Here is a 16,752-nt window from a genome sequence, read left to right on the forward strand (position 1 = left end):
GACTGGCCGCGTGTCTGGTAAATGGCTTGTACGTAGCTTATCTTGAGAGTGGTCCACTTGATGGATTGGCTTGATTCGCACGCAGAGCCGCATTGTCTCGTTCAAGTTGGCGAGCATAGTGTTGAAGCTGACGAGCTTTTTCTACCTCAGCCTCAAGCGTTCGGAGTCGTTGCACTCTTCCCAAGAGATTATTGATTGCGCCACCAATATGCCAGAGCGTATTATCCTGTGTAAGTGGGATGCGAGCATTGGAATCACCATTGGAATAGTGAGTGAGCACCTCCACAATGGTCTGAATACTGTAATCAAGGCGTTCTTTTTGGAGCGCAGCATCACGATCTTTCTCAGCCAGATCATGCTGTAAGCGTGCAATCACCTCGGCTCGATCTGCTCGTCGGAGCGCCCGATTGGCGCTGGAAGACCATAAATAGAGAACGATGGCCGCGATAATCTGGAGCCCGATTGATCGTTCAATACCAATAGAAAAGCCATGTTGAGCAATAAACTGATCGACCTGTGGTGTATGGCGTTCATAGCTATAGTCCAGATAGATAAAAGCACTATTGAAGAGAGCAATTGGAAAGACGCTCCAGGGTGGAAAGAAGGCAACGGCCAGCAGGAGTCCAATGAGAAGCATATCATAGCCAATGACATTAGAAATATCGACACCGTGTGGAAGTGCCAGATAAGAGATCGCCATGCCAACAGTATAGAGGCCCACTATAATACACCCTGCAACGGCTAAGAGCCCCAGCCGATTAAGGATCAAAGTCAGGCCAACGAAAAAGGCAATGCTTCCAAACAGTACCAGTGCGAATGTCGAGGGATGAAGGAGCGAAACGACAATGGAAGGGGCAGAAAAAGCAACAAGTAATAGAAGCATCCAGCTTACAAGCCGCGCCCGACGATAGGCCTCACGCTTCTCTAGAGAGGCATGAGCAGTTGGCGTTTTAGGCATAGTGAAGCGAAACCACCAGTTGAGCCAACCTGGATGTTCAGCCTCTACCTCCTGTCGGCGCGGCAAGACTTTTTCGGACCAGACATCCTGTTCTCTGGGTGTGATTGATTGTTCAAAATTTTGCATGAAATATAGCAATCCCTTCTCTACAACAGAGGTCTGTTTCATACACCAGTTGTAGGATACGCCCTACGGGTTGTAACAGATATCGTTACAACGTCAACCATCCAATTTTCAACATATCCACAACAACTGGAAGAACTTTTTCTAGATCTTGATTAAGAATCTGAGCGATCGTCTCTAGAGAGCGCTTGCCATCTACCAGACGAAAGATCGAGCGCTGTGCATGTGTCCAGGATTGGACAAACTGCGCAGTAGGCTGTATTGCCCGTTTAGGAACAGCCTTGATCATCTCCTGAAAGGGCAACGGAAGAGGTGGTAAAGGCCTCTCTGGATTCAACGGCTGCGATGGGCGTGGAGATGATCCAGGTTTATCTGCCTGAGATGGCCCTCCTGATCGCTCACCTGGAAATGTTTGTCGTGGTCTGGCGGGGAGAGATGGCCCAGGTTTGTTGGGAGATGGAGCTGCCCCGCCCAATTGCTCGTCTGGAAATGGTTGTTGTGAGCCAGCTCTATCGGTAGCATATGGCGAATAGTTCTGCTTTGCCTGCTCGTACTGAGGCGAGGGCCCGGCTGAAGATGATTGGCCCGAGAAATCGGAGAGTGGGGGGATAGGTTGACTGGGTATAGCCTGTTCTGTGTATGTCCATGTAAAGACCTTTTGCTGTAAGAGCCCAAATGCTGGTTGTCCGCTTATCATTTGCCCACGGCTATCGACAACGGTGCAAGCGGTAATTTTCCCTCTTAATAGCTGGATAGTAGCCTGGCAGCGTCCCTTGCAGCCTGGCAGAGAGTGAATATTTGCAGTCAGCAGACCGCTTCTTCCACCCAGTATATAGAGAAGCGTCTCTATCTCGATCTCATACATAGAAATCTCCCACACCCTTTACTCTTCTTTATGGATTTCCTAGCTGGCCAGCTCTTCCAGTATCTCCTGGCGCGTCTCACGTCCATAGCGCCAGAAAACCAGCAATCCAACGCAAGTCAGAGTGCCAAAGAGCACGAAAATGCTGATCAGACCGAACGTAGCGATTAGGTAAGCTGTCAAGAATGGTGCAATGAGAGTAGCTAAACACTGCATACCACGGCTAGTTGAGAGTGCCCAGGCGCGTATACGCGTGGGAAAGAGCTCGGCCGTATAGAGATAGAGGCCAGCAACTGAGACAAAAGCACCAAGCGCAGTGAACGTATCGGCAATAAAGAGCAGACCATTGTGTAGATGGAAGATACCCACCAGAATAGCCCCGATCACAGCGCTGATGAAAGAGAGATAATTGCCACTCAAAAAGAATCTGCGCGCACCACTGCGCTTCCAGATAAAGGCCAGCCCATAGGTCATCAACAGCGAGGCTGTTCCATAGGCAATAATCAGCAGAAGCGATATTTTTTGATAGCCAATCGCAACGAAGAGAGTTGGAAGCCCGTTTGAGAAGGCCGTTGCAATAAAATAGCATACAAACCACTGCGTCCAACTCACGATTGTTGAGCGTCGATATGTTGATGAGAAGAGCTCACCCAGTCGTGTGGGATGAGTATCAGCCGAATAGCGAGTTGTCGCAGGATCGGCAAGCGTGATCTTGCGTTTTTCGGCCTCTGCTTCAAGCTTTGTAATAAGCTGCTGAGCCTGCCCCTCGTCTCCCTTGTTAACCAGCCAGCGAACCGATTCCGGCAGCAAGAACCAGATCGCAAGTGCGCAGAGAACGGGTGCAGCCCCCCCAAAGACAAAGAGTGCTCGCCAGCCATCGGCTCCGAAGAGAGCCGTAGCACGTGTTGAGAGCACAGGGAGAAGGAAGTCGCCCCAGATATAGAAAGTAGCTAGCAGGATAGCTGTCTTGCCTCGTGACTGCGCAGGAACATACTCTACAAACCAGGTTAGTGCTAGCGGAAGGAAAGCACCAATTCCTAGATCTTGTAGTGTATGAAAAATAATTAAGGATGGTAGCGACCATGAGAAGGCCGCAATAATTCCTATGCCTGAGAGCAGCAACGCCGCCACCGCCAGCCGTTTGCGACCATAGTACTCAGCCAGTACCCCGGCGGCCACTGCACCTGCCCCCTGCGCCAGGAAGCCCAGGGCAATCAACGTGCCAGCGGCAGGAGCATTCTTATTAGGATCAAATTGGAAGGCTGATCCAGTAGCCGTAATCGTAAAGGAGACGACCAGCGTATTAAAGGCCACAAAGAAGAGCCCCAGTCCCAGCCAGATCAGCAAGCGCCGATGAAAAGCAAAGAAAGGGAGGCGTTCAAGGCGAGCCACCAGAGCGGTAGCAGAAGAGAGCTCATCATGAGAAGACGGGAGCGTCGTGGAAGATGACGAATGATAATCCATAACGTTTCTACAAGAATCCTTTCTATATGGTAACTCTACATGGTAACTCTATAGTGTAACCAGATGACATATACAAAAATGCTGCCATCAAGCAGCCGATGTATAATGCGTAATCGAAAAAAATGCTAAACCGCTAGTAGCGCACAGCCCTCTTCCATAAAACACAGCCGAATGTGTATAAATAAAAGTTCACTTGCTCTATTTTTACCACAATAAAATATTAAATACAATATCATCACTATAATTCGTTTGAATATAAAGGAAATTAGTCCTTCTCTTTTATGAAGAATATAAAGAAATTGAATCGGTATGCAGATATATATATGCAACATTAGCTCTTCTAAAAAAGGGCCATTTTTCACTCCAGATGGTGAATGTCCATTCATGATGGCCAGTCTTCTTCAACTCTCTTTGTTCTGCTAACGTTCAACGAATGATGCACTTCTTTTCTTCCCACATTTTCTCCTCAGCGAGAGACCATAGCGAGAGACCATGAAGAAGGAGACGAGCAGCTCTCTCCTCCTTTTTTTGTTATCTTATGAGAGAAAAAACATATCATGCAATGCCAAGTAGGGAAAGTCGCTTGTCTCTTTCCTCCGTTCCCCCTCCGCTCTGTGAGCCCCTCCATAGCTCAATTGGAAACAATGTTATGGGGGTGCTGGCATGGTGGAGCTTCGAGATGTGGAAGGAGACAAGCGACCTTCCCTACTTGTATTGTGGCATAGTGCACCTTTACAAACATAAAACACTGTAAAGTAGGGAAAGTCGCTTGTCTCTTTCCTCTGTTCCCCCTCCACCATGCGAGCCCCTCCATAGCTCGAGTGGACAATGGACAATGGGGAAGGATGTTATGGGGGTGCTACCATGGTGGAGCTTCGAGATGTGGAAGGAGACAAGCGACCTTCCCTACTTGTATTGTGGCATAGTGCACCTTTACAAACATAAAACACTGTAAAGTAGGGAAAGTAGCTTGTCTCTTTCCTCCGTTCCCCCTCCACCATGGTCCCACCTCCATAGCTCAACGGGAAAGGACACAATGGTGAGACTGGCATAGCGGAGCTTCACGATGGAGAAAGGAGACGCCCTGCTTGTTATCATCAATTGTGTGTATAAGAATTTTTCTTAATCACATAAATTTTAATTCTGAAATATCTTTTCTGGCACGAGGAGAGACCTGTACAATGGGAGTGGATAGGGTTACGCATGGCATGACGTCCCAAATTTTTGCGATGTTTTGTCATCTTAATAAAATTTTAATATTTTTCAATCGTCAACTTTTTGGAGAAAACGCCTCCTTTCTGGTCTGTTTAGCTGTCTGGTATAGTGCTTACATCGGCCTGTAGAGCCATTCTATACAGATTGATAAAAGAGAGCATGGAGAGATAGTACTTTTTTTTGAAGAGTTGAGGCAAAGATGATGATCTGAAAAAAATCTTATACTATACGGTTTGTAGCTACTGATGATATCTACTAATTGTGGTATAAGACTTCTAGTGGCAATGATCGCAACTGGTGATTAGTACTACTAGCCTTCAATTCTTTCTTTATTTCGCTGACTTAGTGTTTTAGAGAATATGAGAAGGATGAGTAGAAGCGGTACAGCGACGTACAGGTAGAAGTCTCATTGGTAGGGGGGGACAGAGGAGCACGAACGAATGCATGGGTTCGGCCTTGTCTTCCAGTAACTATTTGATCGATAGATCGGTACGCGCCATTTTAATGTTGGATGTGTGCGCAGAGAGACCGATCATAGCGAGCGCGGACACGAGGAGGTAGAGCCGAGACTCTACCAGGCGCGGAGTAACAGAGGGCTCCGAGGCCAGAACCGACTCGTTTCCCCTCACCAGAGCGCGGTAGAGCCCCCTGATCAGGGCTGTAGCGAGTCCCAATCAGGAAAAGGTTACTACCAGGCAGAATAAGGCGTCCTGACTGAACTTACACCGTTAATGTATGGGAAGAGCGGGCCAGACGATCTTTACTATCGTCAGGAAGCGGTCTCGCCTCCCACTTTTGAAGGAAAGGAATCGAACTCATGCGTAAACAGTACTTGCGTTGGCTGCTTCCCATCATCGCCCTGTTAGTCATTGCAACCGTCATCGTTCTCTCACCCCTGGTGAATAGCCACGCCGCCGGCACAACTAGCCCCAGCGTGACTCCAACTTCTACACCACATGTTACTCCAGATGTGCAGTGGCACTTCTAGTTATTCAGATTGAGTGGCTTTATCTATTGACGATAAGCCACTCGGCTAAAATTTTAAATCTTTTCTATGTTTTCTAACCAATTTTCCAGTTCTTTAGCTTTATTATATCCCATTGCCTTAAAAGTCCGATAGCTCTCTTCTCCAAATTTTTTCGCGTCTAAGATGTTTCCAAGTTTGGCAAGTGTCCTTGATAGACCGTAATATGCCAATGCCAATGATTCTTGGTCTCCAGATGGAACCTTTTCTAGCATTTCCTCAAAATTGTGCTTAGCATTATTAAGCTTCCTTTGCACTAAATTAAGTTGTCCAAATTCATATAAAGCCATGCAAATTATACGAGGCCTGCCAATTGTTTGAGCTAAAGAAAGACTCTGTTGCAAGTAATTAGCAGCTTGTTCATAGTCATTTGATTTTTGTGAAATCATTCCTAAATTCATTAATAAAACGCTTGTCCATTCACGATGTTCTATCTGTTCTGCCAAGCGTAAACCTTCTCTAAAATACGCTTCCGCTTGCTTATAATGATTTTCTTCTGCCTCAATATCTCCTAGATTGATCAGTAGGACACAGATTTGTTCTCTTAAGCCAAGTTGGCGAGCCAATTCTAGACCTTCTTCGTAATAGGCTTTTGCTTCTATATGCCTGCCCTGGCCTCCAACGGTTGCACCTAAATTAATAAGTAGAACGCAGGTTTGTTCGCGATCGTTAATTCGTTTAGCAATTGTTAAACCTTCTCGTAAGAAATTCTCTGACTGCTCATAAATACCCTGTCCAGCTGCAACAGACCCTAATATTTTTAAGAGACTACAGATCTGTTCTTGGTCTTGAATTTGCCGCGCCAGAGCGAGCCCTTCTTGTAGATAGGCCTCAGCTTGTGCGAAGCCCCCTTTTTTTAAATTGACCCAACCTAGATCATTCAGGAGCGTGCAGATACGTTCCTGACTTTGAGTCTGGCGAGCGAGGACCAGGCCTTGTTGGAAGTAATTTTCGGCCTGGGCGAGGTTACCTTGTTTTTGAGAGACCTCGCCCAGGTAAAGAAAGGTACCAGCGATGCCATTGGGCTCTTGTTGCTGGAGGGCAGCCTCATGAGCTTTCTGTAGATAGTATTCGGCCTGTCTATAAAAACCTCTTAGTATAAGAAACGGTGCAAAGGCGCTGGTGATCTGAATTAGCTCAGTCTGTTTGTCTTGTACGAGGGCAGCTTCGAGGGCGGTTTCGATGAGATGGTTATCCTGTTCAAGGATCTCATAGTCTTTTTTGTGTGCTTCGACATGGGAGGCGACATAATCGATCAGCCTTTGCATGGGATGTGGATCGCTGAGGTGGACCCGGGCATAGTCGGCAATGACCTGGTGGAGGGTATAGCGATCTCCGCCAGTGCATTCTAACAGGCCCGCATCCGAAAGAGCATCAAGCTCATCAATGGTGCAGGCAGCTATGACCAGAGCCGCCTCTTCAGAGAAAGTTTTTGGCTTGGAGGGGAAGATCGAGAGCGCATAGAGCGTTGTCCTGGTGGCCGGAGTGAGTAGCTGATCAGTGACATTGATCACAGATTGCAGAGAGAGTGAGGTCTCGATGGGCAGGCTGGGATGGCTCTCGGCGGGAACGTGTGGCTCTTCAATGCCTAACCGAACTTCGGCATCATTAAGCTTCTCTAAGGCGGCACTGATGCGTCTGGACTGCCCGCTATAGGCCTGTTTGCGGAGATAGTTACCGATGAGTGTAAGAGCCAATGGGAGTCCGCCTACGGCCTGAACGAGAGTCTCGGCCTTCTGAATCTCGCGCGTCACGACCTGAGGTGCCAGCATCTCTAACAATCTGAAACTGGCCTCTTTTGTAAGCTCTTGCAAAAGAATCGTCCCATTGATCGACATATGCGAAGCAATGTATGGAAAGCGTGTGGTGACAAGATGAGCACAGTTCGGTCCACCAACCTTAAAGGTGAGAGCCTCTTCCAGTTGCCAGGCATCATCGATGACCAGGAGCATCTTGCGTGTCCCAATAGCATTGCGAATGGCCTTGGCCCAGGCCTCGGTACTACTCAATTTCTCCATCTGACTGGACGAGATACCTAGCAGGTGGCCCCAACGACTCAGCAGACCGAGAATATTGGGTTGAGGTCCCAGACCAGCCCAGAGGATACCATCTTGAAAGTGATCACGCACCTGTGGATCATGAGCCAGCGTAATGGCCAGTGTGGTCTTACCAACACCGGGTAAGCCATTGAGGGCTGTCATTGCCACTTGCTGTGGAGCGCATAACTGCTGCTTTACCTGATACAGATCCTGCTCGCGCCCCACCAGATCGATGCCCGGTTTGAGTGGGATTGCAGGATCATACAGGGCTGATGGCTGCGTTGGAACTGATGGAACGGCTTTTTCAGTGTGATCTGGACTGGTTGTGGTATTTGCTCTGGCTGGAGTCGTAGCGGCAGATGCAGGAACAAGATCCAGCTCAACCTCACTCTTCTCAAAGAACTTACAGAGCTGAGTGCGAAAATAAGGGCTTGGCTTGGTAATGCCACGTTCCCAACGACTCACATTCACATAATTGGTCCCAATCGCGTCAGCCAGGGCCTGTTGAGATAAATTGCGGACAATTCGCGCCTGGGCGAGGCGAAGTCGAGGTTGAGATGGTAGTTCTGTATTACGCATCCACAGTCACCAAACCTTCCGTGGCATAAGATGATAAAGATGATAAGTAAGACTGATAAAGTGAATGATAACGAATGTCCTTAAAAGTATACCCCATTTACTGGCATAATTAGCATAGAAAACATGCTAGATTCTAGTAGTTAATCAAAAATCATAGCTTTGTTATTCAGAGCATTGTAGTGAAGCTTGTCGATGGAGTGAACGAGCTTTTAGGATAATACAGTGTTGCAAGAGTCAACCAGGTTCAGAACAGAAGTAGGTGCAAAATGCAATATGAAGTAAATCAGACCCGAGCCGCCGTTCTGGTGGAACCTGGCGATGAGAAAGGCGATATTGTACGCTGGCTGGCTCGACAGAGAAAACCAGTCGTCATGATCTTGCCAGAGCAGGATACCATTCGGCGCCCAGGCGATCTTCTAGAACTTCGTCGCATCAGCGCTCAGCAACAGAATACGCTCAATCTGGTGATTAGCAGCAACGAGCGCCTTCGACAGTGGGCACGTCGTCAGGGCTTTAATGTCTTCTCTTCATTGGAAGCCTGCTCGCGAGCCACTCAGCGTGACACTGAGCCTCTGGCATATACACAGCACGAGCTGATTCCATCAATGAAACTGGCTTCTGGTTCGCTTAAACATCGGGTGGAGCTCACGAAAAATACGACGGCCAGGCGAAGGAGCGGAGATCTGTCGGCGCAGTTGCGTGAGCAGAAGGAACATGAACGTAGACAAAGTCGCTTGCTCTGGTTCCTGATAGCTCTATTGGCCTTAGGGATTCTCGGTGGAATTGGGTTTGGGTATCTGATGACCGTTGCTGAAGCTGGTCATGTGACGCCCGTTGTTTTCTCTTATCTTGTCATGAATGCCTAGCCACATCTTGTCGGTCGAGGTCTTGTGCTCCGCAGGGATCGCGGGGCGCAAGACCTCGACCGACAAGAAAGAGTGCCGTGCAGGATTGCGTTAGATCAGAAAGTCATTAAGCAGGTACTGAGCAAGGAAGTTACCCTTGTTGCACAAGGAGGTTTTATTGATGGCAATCTATACGATGCGCATTCCCGTGAAAAGAGTAGCACAAGCACCAGCAAAACTAATGGTCTCATTACGTTTTATCTTAACAAAAAAAGTTGCAAGCACCTCTCTGGAGACAGAGCTGACTCCAGCAGTGACTTCGAACCATCACCCTCAGGTAGCGATGAGTGGTAGCGTGGGTCGAGTCCCAGCAAAGATGCGTTTAAAATTAATCCATCCACAGACTAGCAGGAAGGGATACTACAATGCAGAAAGTTTACTTGCGTAACAAGCCCAAACAGGTGGCGGAATATCCGAGCCTGGCCAATGAAAAGATCCTTCATTTCTCATTGCAGGATTCCTTACCCGCAGGCCATACGCTGGTTCTGAATACCACGTTTGGGACGCTCTCCTATCTCTCCTGTGAGAATGGGATGCCGCGCCTGGTGCGTCAAGAGCAATTCACCAATACAGAGATGAGCGTCTTAATGCCACTGCTGGAGATGTTTCCTTATTACTGCCCGTATGAAGTCCTTTATGGAAGCTTCTACGGTGATGGCAAGATCAGCGAAGCCAATACGGCTCGCGGTCGTGAGCGTCTGGAGCAGGCCGAAATTGAAGGAACCTGGGATCAAGAGCTGCGGCCAATCCGTTGTGCCCTCTCTCGTACCCGGCTCAAGATTCGCGCCTTTGGCATAGACATCTCATCGATTCTGGCCACCGGCTATATCTTGCTCGTGAGCGGACAATCGATCCGTGAAGAGGCTATGAGCCGCTAGCCATCCAGTGTTCAAAAGAGTGTTGCGAACAGAAAACCTACTGCGACCCTTTTGTCCCTACCTACCCCTACCCTCTGTTAACAAAACGAGGTTGGAGCGTCGTACCCACGCTTCCAACCTCGTTTTGTTTTCTTTTTACACAAGAAAACTTGTACCTGCTCCAGCGATAGCAGCCACGATCACCACCACCCATGATGGGACCTTCCAGAAGACCAGAAGCCCAAAGAAAACAAGTGCCAGAGCCACATCAATGGGAGCGTGGATCGCGCTTGTCCAGATTGGCTGATAGAGAGCCGCCAATAAAATACCCACCACCGCAGCATTGATGCCACGGAGAGCAGCTTGAAAACCCTCAATCTCGCGCAAATGATTCCAGAATGGGAGAATCCCCATAACCATCAGAAATGAAGGCAAGAAGATCGCGATAAGAGCGATCAGTGCTCCAGCCCAGCCATTGGGAGCGGGCTTGCTCACGGCCCCCAGGTATGCAGAAAACGTAAATAAGGGCCCTGGAATGGCCTGAGCTGCGGCATAGCCAGTAATAAATTGTTCATTGCTCACCCATCCTGACGGTACCACTTCTCGTTGTAGAAGAGGCAAGACCACATGACCACCACCAAAGACCAGAGAGCCTGTGCGAAAGAACGTATCAAAAAGATCCAGAGCTTGCGAATGTGTAAAGTGCCGAAGGAGAGGAAGCCCAATTAAGAGTCCAAATAGGAGCCCTAAGCAGCAGAGAGCTAACCGACGTGAGAGCATAAGAGGAAGTCGTATTGGATTTGTTGCATGTGCTCCCTGAAAGAGCCGCCAACCGAGCAGACCGGCAACTACTATCACAACAACCTGAATCAGAGCCGATGGCCAGAGGAGAATGCATGCAGCCGAGAGAATCGCTATGGTAACTCGAGGTCGATCGGGACACAGGCTCGTTGCCATGCCCCAGACAGCCTGTGCTACCACGGCCACAGCAGCCACCAGCAGACCATGCAGCCAGCCAGATTGAGTTGCACCAGTGAGAAAAGTTGAGGCATAGGCAAAGAGAGTTAATAGCAGAGCCGACGGGAGCGTAAAGCCCAGCCATGCAGCCAGGCCTCCCCAGACTCCAGCTCGCGTCATACCCAGGGCGATCCCCATCTGACTGCTGGAAGGACCGGGCAGAAATTGGCACAGACCCAGGAGATCAGCATATGAAGCCTCATCCAACCATTTACGCCTGACGACAATTTCCTGTCGGAAGTAGCCTAAATGGGCGACAGGTCCGCCAAAGGAGGTCAGGCCTAGCCTGGTAAACGTCCCCAGGACCTCCAGAAACGAACCCTGGGGATGTTCGTTCAAGTGAAGAGAAGCTTCTAAGGTTGAGCGGCTATCATTCACAAAAGGTATCTCCTCCATCGTTTACAAGCCTGAGCCAACAACAAATCTTATTCAGAACGTACCAGATTGACCTGGACAAGACAAGTATGCATGCTCACTTATAGGGATAAGAGGAGCCCGTTTTTGGTGCTAACCGGACTGCATTGACCTGAATAAAAGAGTTTTTAACTGCATGAGTCATCTGTATATAAGATCATGTATAAGACAGAAGCAAACACAAAAAAGTTACAGATTGAGTCTCTTTGCTCTTTTTAGTAGTGAAGAAAGTGTTACCTTGTTTTCATTGTACAGTCTGGTTTTGTGGTGTTGGGAAAGGAGTTCGCTTATGAGTACCGTTACTGATTGGGGGAGCGCCATTGTCTCCTCTTTTGCAGCGGCCCTGGCCCTGCTGTTTGCATTTGTGCCGAAATTATTAGGCTTCCTCGTCATCTTACTCATTGGCTGGCTTGTCGCGAGTGCTCTAGCGAAAGCCGTTACATTCTTACTGCGTAAAGTTGGTTTTGATCGGATCTCTAGCAGAATAGGATTGACGCGTTTTGAGCAACAGATGGGATTGCGGATGGATGCACCGGATCTGTTAGGCAAGATCGTCTACTGGTTTGTCTTCCTGGTTTTTCTTGTGCCAGCAGTTGATGCATTGGGCCTGACCAGCGTCAGCTCGCTTTTGGACAAGGTGATTAGCTATATTCCTAACCTGTTTATAGCCATCATCATCCTCTTTGTGGGAGGGCTACTGGCTAAACTGGCAGCAGACATTGTAAGAGGAGCAGCAGCGAGTGGTCGATTTGGAAACCCCAACCTTTTTGCCAACATTACACGCTACGTCATCCTTGGTTTTATCGCCCTCCTGGCCCTCTACCAGCTACAGATTGCTCCAGCAATGATCCAGACACTCTTCACAGCCATTTTAGGTGGGGCTGCATTGGCCTTTGGACTGGCCTTTGGCCTGGGAGGACGCGATTCAGCTAAACGCTATCTGGACCGTTCAGAGGCAGCGTTGAGTGGTGGTAGCTCTGAGAGCTATACTACACCGCTTCAGACAAATCAAGAGAGCGGCTATCCCCGTTCAGGCCATATGACGAACCAGTATCAGATGCAGCAGACACCGCCCCCATTCTCCAACGACATGCAGCAGGATCGGCCATCATGAAGACGTGTGCATCAAGAAGGGAGCAAGCCGTAGAAGGGTAGAATAAGGTGGAGTGGGTCACGGCGGCCATCATTCATGATGGGCGCGTCAAGAAGGGAGCAAGCCGTAGAGGTGAGAAGGGTGGAACAGGGTGTAGTGGGTCACGATAGCCATCATGAATGATGGGCCCTACATTATTTATGCGATAAATCGCGTATAAGATGCAATTTATTGCCTGAGAGAGGAGGGCCCATCATTCATGATGGCCGAAAAAAGTCGCCACTTATGCTCTGTGACCTCCTACATCCTCAGGTGATAAATCGCGTATAAGATGCAATTTATTGCCTGAGAGAGGAGGGCCCATCATTTATGATGGCCGAAAAAAGTTGCCACTTATGCTCTGTCACTTCCGAAGGAGAGAGGGCCAACAACGCGCCCTGGTAAAAATGCAAATGACGTCATGATGGATGGTGTAGTTATCGGATCGGACAAGCGTTTGCCGTTCCTTTGTTCCAGCGCCCATCAGGAAGTAAGGATCGTCGTCAGATCGCTGGCCAGTTCTTTCAATACCTGAGGGACTGGTTTGCGATCTGTTGTAAGGGCTTGACGTATGTGGATACGAAGAGCAGTAGATAGCGCATCATACTTAGGTGTCCTGGGGCGTGGCAATGCCGTTTTGAGAATAGGAGTTAACTCTTTAAAATAAGGATATTTTGTCAACAGTTCTTTATCCCGATAGACATCCTGATGCGTCACAATCCAGCCTGCCTGGAGAGCGGCCAGCTTTTGCACTGGTTCACTAATCATATAGTGGATAAACTGCCAGGCTGCCTCCTGCTGTGCTCTGCTAATTGCGGCATTGATTGCAAGCTGCCAGCCGCCGATACAGGAATGACCAGTGCGATTGGAGCCACCATAGAGCATGGGATGAATCGCAAATTTGTGGGCATAGTCAGTTTTTTGTGTACTGGGATAGGCGTAGGGCCAGTTGCGCATAAAGATTGCCTCTCCCATCTCCCAGGTTTTGCGTGCTACCTCTTCTGTATAGGTGGAGATATCGGATGGAGAGATCGTCCCAATCCAGCTTACCATGAGATTTAAGGCTGCCTCAGCTTCAGGGCTATTGACTGTAACAATCTGATCATGCTCGGGATCTAAGACCGACCCACCGAAGCCATGGAGAACCTCATCGAAATTACAGACCAGACCCTCGTACTGAGCAGCCTCCCAGACGTAGCCTTTATGCTGAGCATCCATATGTTCTCTGGCCTGAGCAGTAAGCTCTTCCCAGGAATTAGGAGGCGTGTTGATAATATCAGTACGATAGTAGATAAGCCCAACGTCCATTCTAAAGGGTACCGCCCAGAGCTTTTCCTGATACATACAGGCCTCTAATGGCGATGAAAGATACTTTTGACGCTCGGAAAGAGGCCATTGTGCTTCGGTAATTGGCACCAACCACTTCTGTTGAGCAAATTCCGGCGGCGTTGTCACATCAATTGAGAAGATATCCACCGCAGTGCTATGTGAGCGCAGCATATTACGCTCAATTGCTGTTTGGTCGCTGGAGCCACCAGGTCCGAGTTGAAAGATCACATGGATGGCCGTTTGAGAGTCATTAAAGTCGTCTACAATTCGCTGATACACCCCGGAGATATCATATTCGCTCTGCCAGACGAGATATATAGGGGCGGTAGGGCTATCTCCACAACTGGCTAGCAACGATGTAGCAGTCGTCGTTGAGAGACCAAGCAGAGCTGTGCGGACGAGAAAAGAACGGCGTGAGAGCCGCCCTTTTCTCACTAATGTTACCAACTCAGTGAGTGCATCTCGTTTAGCAATCTCCATCCTCTTAAACTCCTGGTACTTAAGGCTGGAAGATAAAAATGTTCTCAGCCCCAGCCGAAACAATGCGATTGTCATTATGGGACCAATCAATGGCGAAGACCCAGTTCGAACGATTTCGGGCGATATCCGCAATATCAGGATAGATCGAGAGATCTTTATCATTCTGGATCATCCAGACGCGAACCGTCCCATCGTAATTGGCAGAAGCCATCTTTGTTCCATCAGGCGACCAGGAGATAGAGAAGATGGGCCCGTTGGGGTCCTGTGCCGTTTTATGACTGGTATAAATTGGCTGCATGAGTTGGCCCGTCAAGGAGTTCCAGATCTGTACAGTACCATCATAGCTTGCGGAAGCAATTGACGTATCAGCCGCTCTGCCCGCTGAGGCTGGGGACCAGAGAACGGTAGTAATCGCCCCTCGATGGCCAGTATAAACGACCAGTGTCTTGATCGTCGTTGCATCCCATACAAATACTTTGCCCAATTCATCACCAGATGCAAGATATTTTCCATCATGGGACCAGGCAACTGAGCGAACCCGTGACGCATGTTCTTGATAGACCGCGATATCAGCGCCCGTCTGTGCATTCCAGATATGGACGGTGCCATCATCGCTAGCAGAAGCGATCTTTGTGCCATCGGGTGACCAGCTAACAGCATTGACAGGGAGTGAGTGCTGTTTATAAGAGAGTAGAGCCGTATTGAGCCGATGGGAAAAATCCCAGATCTGTACCAGATCGTTGCTACCAATGGCCGCAATCTTTGTGCCGTCAGGAGACCAGGCCAGAGCAGAGCCCCAGCCTGAAGGCTCCTCCATAACGGTATTACCATTGTGGGCATCGAGCACCAGTAGTTTATCATCGTCCCAGAGGGAAGCGATATAATTGTTATCAGGTGACCAGGCGATAGCATGAGCCCAGCCATGATGGATCAATGGTAATTTCAGGGAAAACTGTTTATTTGCCATAGGATGAGCCCAGGCATTATCAAATTTTCTTGTATAGTACGTTGTCACAAAAGGGATACTAATCGTCAGCAAGAGACATGCAATCCCCATTGTAGCCCAGATCACCTTTTTTTGTTCCCACAGACTGGAAGGGCGATCGCGCGTTGCTGATCTGTGCGGCTGCCATCGTTGATACAGGGGTCTTAATAGCCTTGAGACCCCTGTTCGGCGGCGTTGTTCATATTGGATCTGTTCGTAACGTGTAGCCAATAGTATATCTAGAATATCGGGAGCCTGTAGCGTTTGAGCGTACTCCCGTAGGTCTTGTTCCATATCCTGATATTCTTCAAATTGTTCTCGGCAGGCCAGGCAAGTAGTGATATGAACCTGAAGACCAGCAAGCTCTTCAGGAGAAAGATCTTCCATCCGAAATGCCAACTTCTCGCTCCAATCTTCACAAGAAGATGAAAATTTCATGGTTGAGGTCCTTTCCTCGGCTGAGAAGCCTTTTTAGGAGGCTGGTAAAACTTTTTTAATTTTCGTTTAGCTTCAGAGATATAACTGCTGACGCTATTTTTTTTTAACTGCAAGAGTTCTCCAATCTCCTCAGTGGAGAACCCCTGAACTGCATAGAGAAGGCATTCAAATTCCTTTGGAGCGAGTCTGGCTAATGCCTCTTCAATATATGGGTTGAACATGCCCTTTTTCACCATATCTCTGGGTGGTACTGGTCTTTCCTGATCGATGGACGTATCATCATACAGCTCTTCAATGCCATCTAGCTGGATTAAGGCATCATCATATTCATTGCACTCTTGCAATGAAGAGCACTTGAAATCCTTTTTGCGTACCATATCAATAAGCCGGCTTCTAACGCAGCGAAAAAAATGGCTAACACGCGTGGATTTATCCATCTGACCATATTTAGACCAATGCCTCACGAAATAGGTAAAAGCTTCCTGCATAGCATCTTTTGCAAGTTCTTTATCATGGCATTTTGCAAGCGCCACAATATATGCACGTTGGTGATATTCTTCATAGAAATCAGTGATCTCTTTCATATGAATATCGTTGAGCAATAAATCCTGAAAGTGTGGTGAGAGATTTTTCTCATCCATATTGCCCTTAGAGAAATCATCTGAATCCAAGATCCCTACTCCCTTCGGCCAAAGTTTTCTCTTGCCAGTTAATGCATCCCCCCAGATAAAGATCTCTCTCTTGTTAACCAAAAGTTGACGGTATGCTGCATTGTAATCCAGGTCGGGGAGAACCTGGAAAGATTGCAGAACACGTAATAAGAGTCAGACTTTCAGTAGCCAGGGATTATCTATACAGGCAAAGAACATGTTGCTACTGAGAAAACGTTAAAGGAGGGTGCGATTACTGGGATTTTGGGGCGAATTTGAGG

Annotated in this window: 13 protein-coding genes; 5 read left to right on the plus strand and 8 right to left on the minus strand. The window is 48.3% G+C overall.

What is annotated here, in order from left to right:
- Window positions 1–37: 37 nt before the first annotated feature.
- The 3 genes from EL628_RS06840 to EL628_RS06850 all read right to left on the minus strand — a co-directional run bounded on the left by EL628_RS06840 (window position 38) and on the right by EL628_RS06850 (window position 3,407).
- Window positions 38–1,084, minus strand: a complete 1,047-nt coding sequence (locus EL628_RS06840) for a methyl-accepting chemotaxis protein (RefSeq protein WP_126579220.1) — start codon at window positions 1,082–1,084, stop codon at window positions 38–40.
- Window positions 1,085–1,169: 85 nt separating this feature from the next.
- Window positions 1,170–1,946, minus strand: coding sequence for a hypothetical protein (locus tag EL628_RS06845; RefSeq protein WP_126579221.1), 777 nt, complete (start codon window positions 1,944–1,946; stop codon window positions 1,170–1,172).
- Between the two features lie 39 nt (window positions 1,947–1,985).
- Window positions 1,986–3,407, minus strand: coding sequence for an MFS transporter (locus EL628_RS06850; RefSeq protein WP_126579222.1), 1,422 nt, complete (start codon window positions 3,405–3,407; stop codon window positions 1,986–1,988).
- 2,032 nt (window positions 3,408–5,439) lie between these two features.
- Here EL628_RS06850 and EL628_RS29735 point away from each other — a divergent pair.
- Window positions 5,440–5,610 carry a hypothetical protein gene (locus EL628_RS29735; protein ID WP_161975314.1) on the plus strand — a complete coding sequence of 57 codons (171 nt, stop codon included), beginning with the start codon at window positions 5,440–5,442 and terminating at the stop codon, window positions 5,608–5,610.
- A gap of 53 nt (window positions 5,611–5,663) precedes the next feature.
- Here the strand turns inward: EL628_RS29735 and EL628_RS06855 are convergent, their stop codons facing one another.
- Window positions 5,664–8,264: a tetratricopeptide repeat protein gene (locus tag EL628_RS06855; protein ID WP_126579223.1), complete on the minus strand. Its 2,601-nt coding sequence runs from the start codon at window positions 8,262–8,264 to the stop codon at window positions 5,664–5,666.
- Window positions 8,265–8,530: 266 nt separating this feature from the next.
- Between EL628_RS06855 and EL628_RS06860 the strand changes: the two genes are divergently transcribed.
- The 3 genes from EL628_RS06860 to EL628_RS06870 all read left to right on the plus strand — a co-directional run bounded on the left by EL628_RS06860 (window position 8,531) and on the right by EL628_RS06870 (window position 10,047).
- Entirely contained in the window at window positions 8,531–9,130 is a 600-nt protein-coding gene (locus EL628_RS06860; RefSeq protein WP_126579224.1) for a hypothetical protein, read from the plus strand.
- Window positions 9,131–9,290: 160 nt separating this feature from the next.
- Complete coding sequence (locus tag EL628_RS06865; protein ID WP_126579225.1) at window positions 9,291–9,557, plus strand: hypothetical protein; 267 nt, start codon at window positions 9,291–9,293, stop codon at window positions 9,555–9,557.
- A complete protein-coding gene (locus EL628_RS06870; RefSeq protein ID WP_126579226.1) occupies window positions 9,535–10,047 on the plus strand; it encodes a hypothetical protein in 513 nt (170 codons plus the stop codon). Before EL628_RS06865 ends, EL628_RS06870 begins: the two co-directional genes overlap by 23 nt.
- 135 nt (window positions 10,048–10,182) lie before the next feature.
- Here the strand turns inward: EL628_RS06870 and chrA are convergent, their stop codons facing one another.
- Window positions 10,183–11,421 (minus strand): chromate efflux transporter, encoded by a 1,239-nt coding sequence (gene chrA, locus EL628_RS06875; RefSeq protein ID WP_245994016.1) that lies wholly within the window; start codon window positions 11,419–11,421, stop codon window positions 10,183–10,185.
- Window positions 11,422–11,746: 325 nt separating this feature from the next.
- On the opposite strand from chrA, the gene EL628_RS06880 reads away from it, so the two are divergent.
- Window positions 11,747–12,571 (plus strand): mechanosensitive ion channel family protein, encoded by an 825-nt coding sequence (locus tag EL628_RS06880; RefSeq protein ID WP_161975315.1) that lies wholly within the window; start codon window positions 11,747–11,749, stop codon window positions 12,569–12,571.
- Window positions 12,572–13,072: 501 nt separating this feature from the next.
- On the opposite strand, the gene EL628_RS06885 is transcribed toward EL628_RS06880, so the two are convergent.
- The 3 genes from EL628_RS06885 to EL628_RS06895 are packed head-to-tail and all read right to left on the minus strand — an operon-like array spanning window position 13,073 to window position 16,492.
- Window positions 13,073–14,398, minus strand: coding sequence for an ABC transporter substrate-binding protein (locus EL628_RS06885; protein WP_161975316.1), 1,326 nt, complete (start codon window positions 14,396–14,398; stop codon window positions 13,073–13,075).
- Window positions 14,399–14,417: 19 nt separating this feature from the next.
- Complete coding sequence (locus EL628_RS06890; RefSeq protein ID WP_126579230.1) at window positions 14,418–15,821, minus strand: WD40 repeat domain-containing protein; 1,404 nt, start codon at window positions 15,819–15,821, stop codon at window positions 14,418–14,420.
- Window positions 15,818–16,492: an RNA polymerase sigma factor gene (locus EL628_RS06895; RefSeq protein WP_126579231.1), complete on the minus strand. Its 675-nt coding sequence runs from the start codon at window positions 16,490–16,492 to the stop codon at window positions 15,818–15,820. Before EL628_RS06895 ends, EL628_RS06890 begins: the two co-directional genes overlap by 4 nt.
- Between the last annotated feature and the right edge of the window lie 260 nt (window positions 16,493–16,752).

This window comes from Tengunoibacter tsumagoiensis (genome assembly GCF_003967535.1).
Classification (GTDB): domain Bacteria; phylum Chloroflexota; class Ktedonobacteria; order Ktedonobacterales; family Ktedonobacteraceae; genus Tengunoibacter; species Tengunoibacter tsumagoiensis.

Coding starts and splice junctions, on each gene's coding strand:
- EL628_RS06855 (WP_126579223.1), bottom strand. CDS start 8,264: ATGCGTAATACAGAACTACCATCTCAACCTCGACTTCGCCTCGCCCAG.
- EL628_RS06890 (WP_126579230.1), bottom strand. CDS start 15,821: ATGAAATTTTCATCTTCTTGTGAAGATTGGAGCGAGAAGTTGGCATTT.
- EL628_RS06870 (WP_126579226.1), top strand. CDS start 9,535: ATGCAGAAAGTTTACTTGCGTAACAAGCCCAAACAGGTGGCGGAATAT.
- EL628_RS06865 (WP_126579225.1), top strand. CDS start 9,291: ATGGCAATCTATACGATGCGCATTCCCGTGAAAAGAGTAGCACAAGCA.
- EL628_RS06860 (WP_126579224.1), top strand. CDS start 8,531: ATGCAATATGAAGTAAATCAGACCCGAGCCGCCGTTCTGGTGGAACCT.
- EL628_RS06840 (WP_126579220.1), bottom strand. CDS start 1,084: ATGCAAAATTTTGAACAATCAATCACACCCAGAGAACAGGATGTCTGG.
- EL628_RS06845 (WP_126579221.1), bottom strand. CDS start 1,946: ATGTATGAGATCGAGATAGAGACGCTTCTCTATATACTGGGTGGAAGA.
- EL628_RS06850 (WP_126579222.1), bottom strand. CDS start 3,407: ATGGATTATCATTCGTCATCTTCCACGACGCTCCCGTCTTCTCATGAT.
- EL628_RS06885 (WP_161975316.1), bottom strand. CDS start 14,398: ATGGAGATTGCTAAACGAGATGCACTCACTGAGTTGGTAACATTAGTG.
- EL628_RS06880 (WP_161975315.1), top strand. CDS start 11,747: ATGAGTACCGTTACTGATTGGGGGAGCGCCATTGTCTCCTCTTTTGCA.
- EL628_RS29735 (WP_161975314.1), top strand. CDS start 5,440: ATGCGTAAACAGTACTTGCGTTGGCTGCTTCCCATCATCGCCCTGTTA.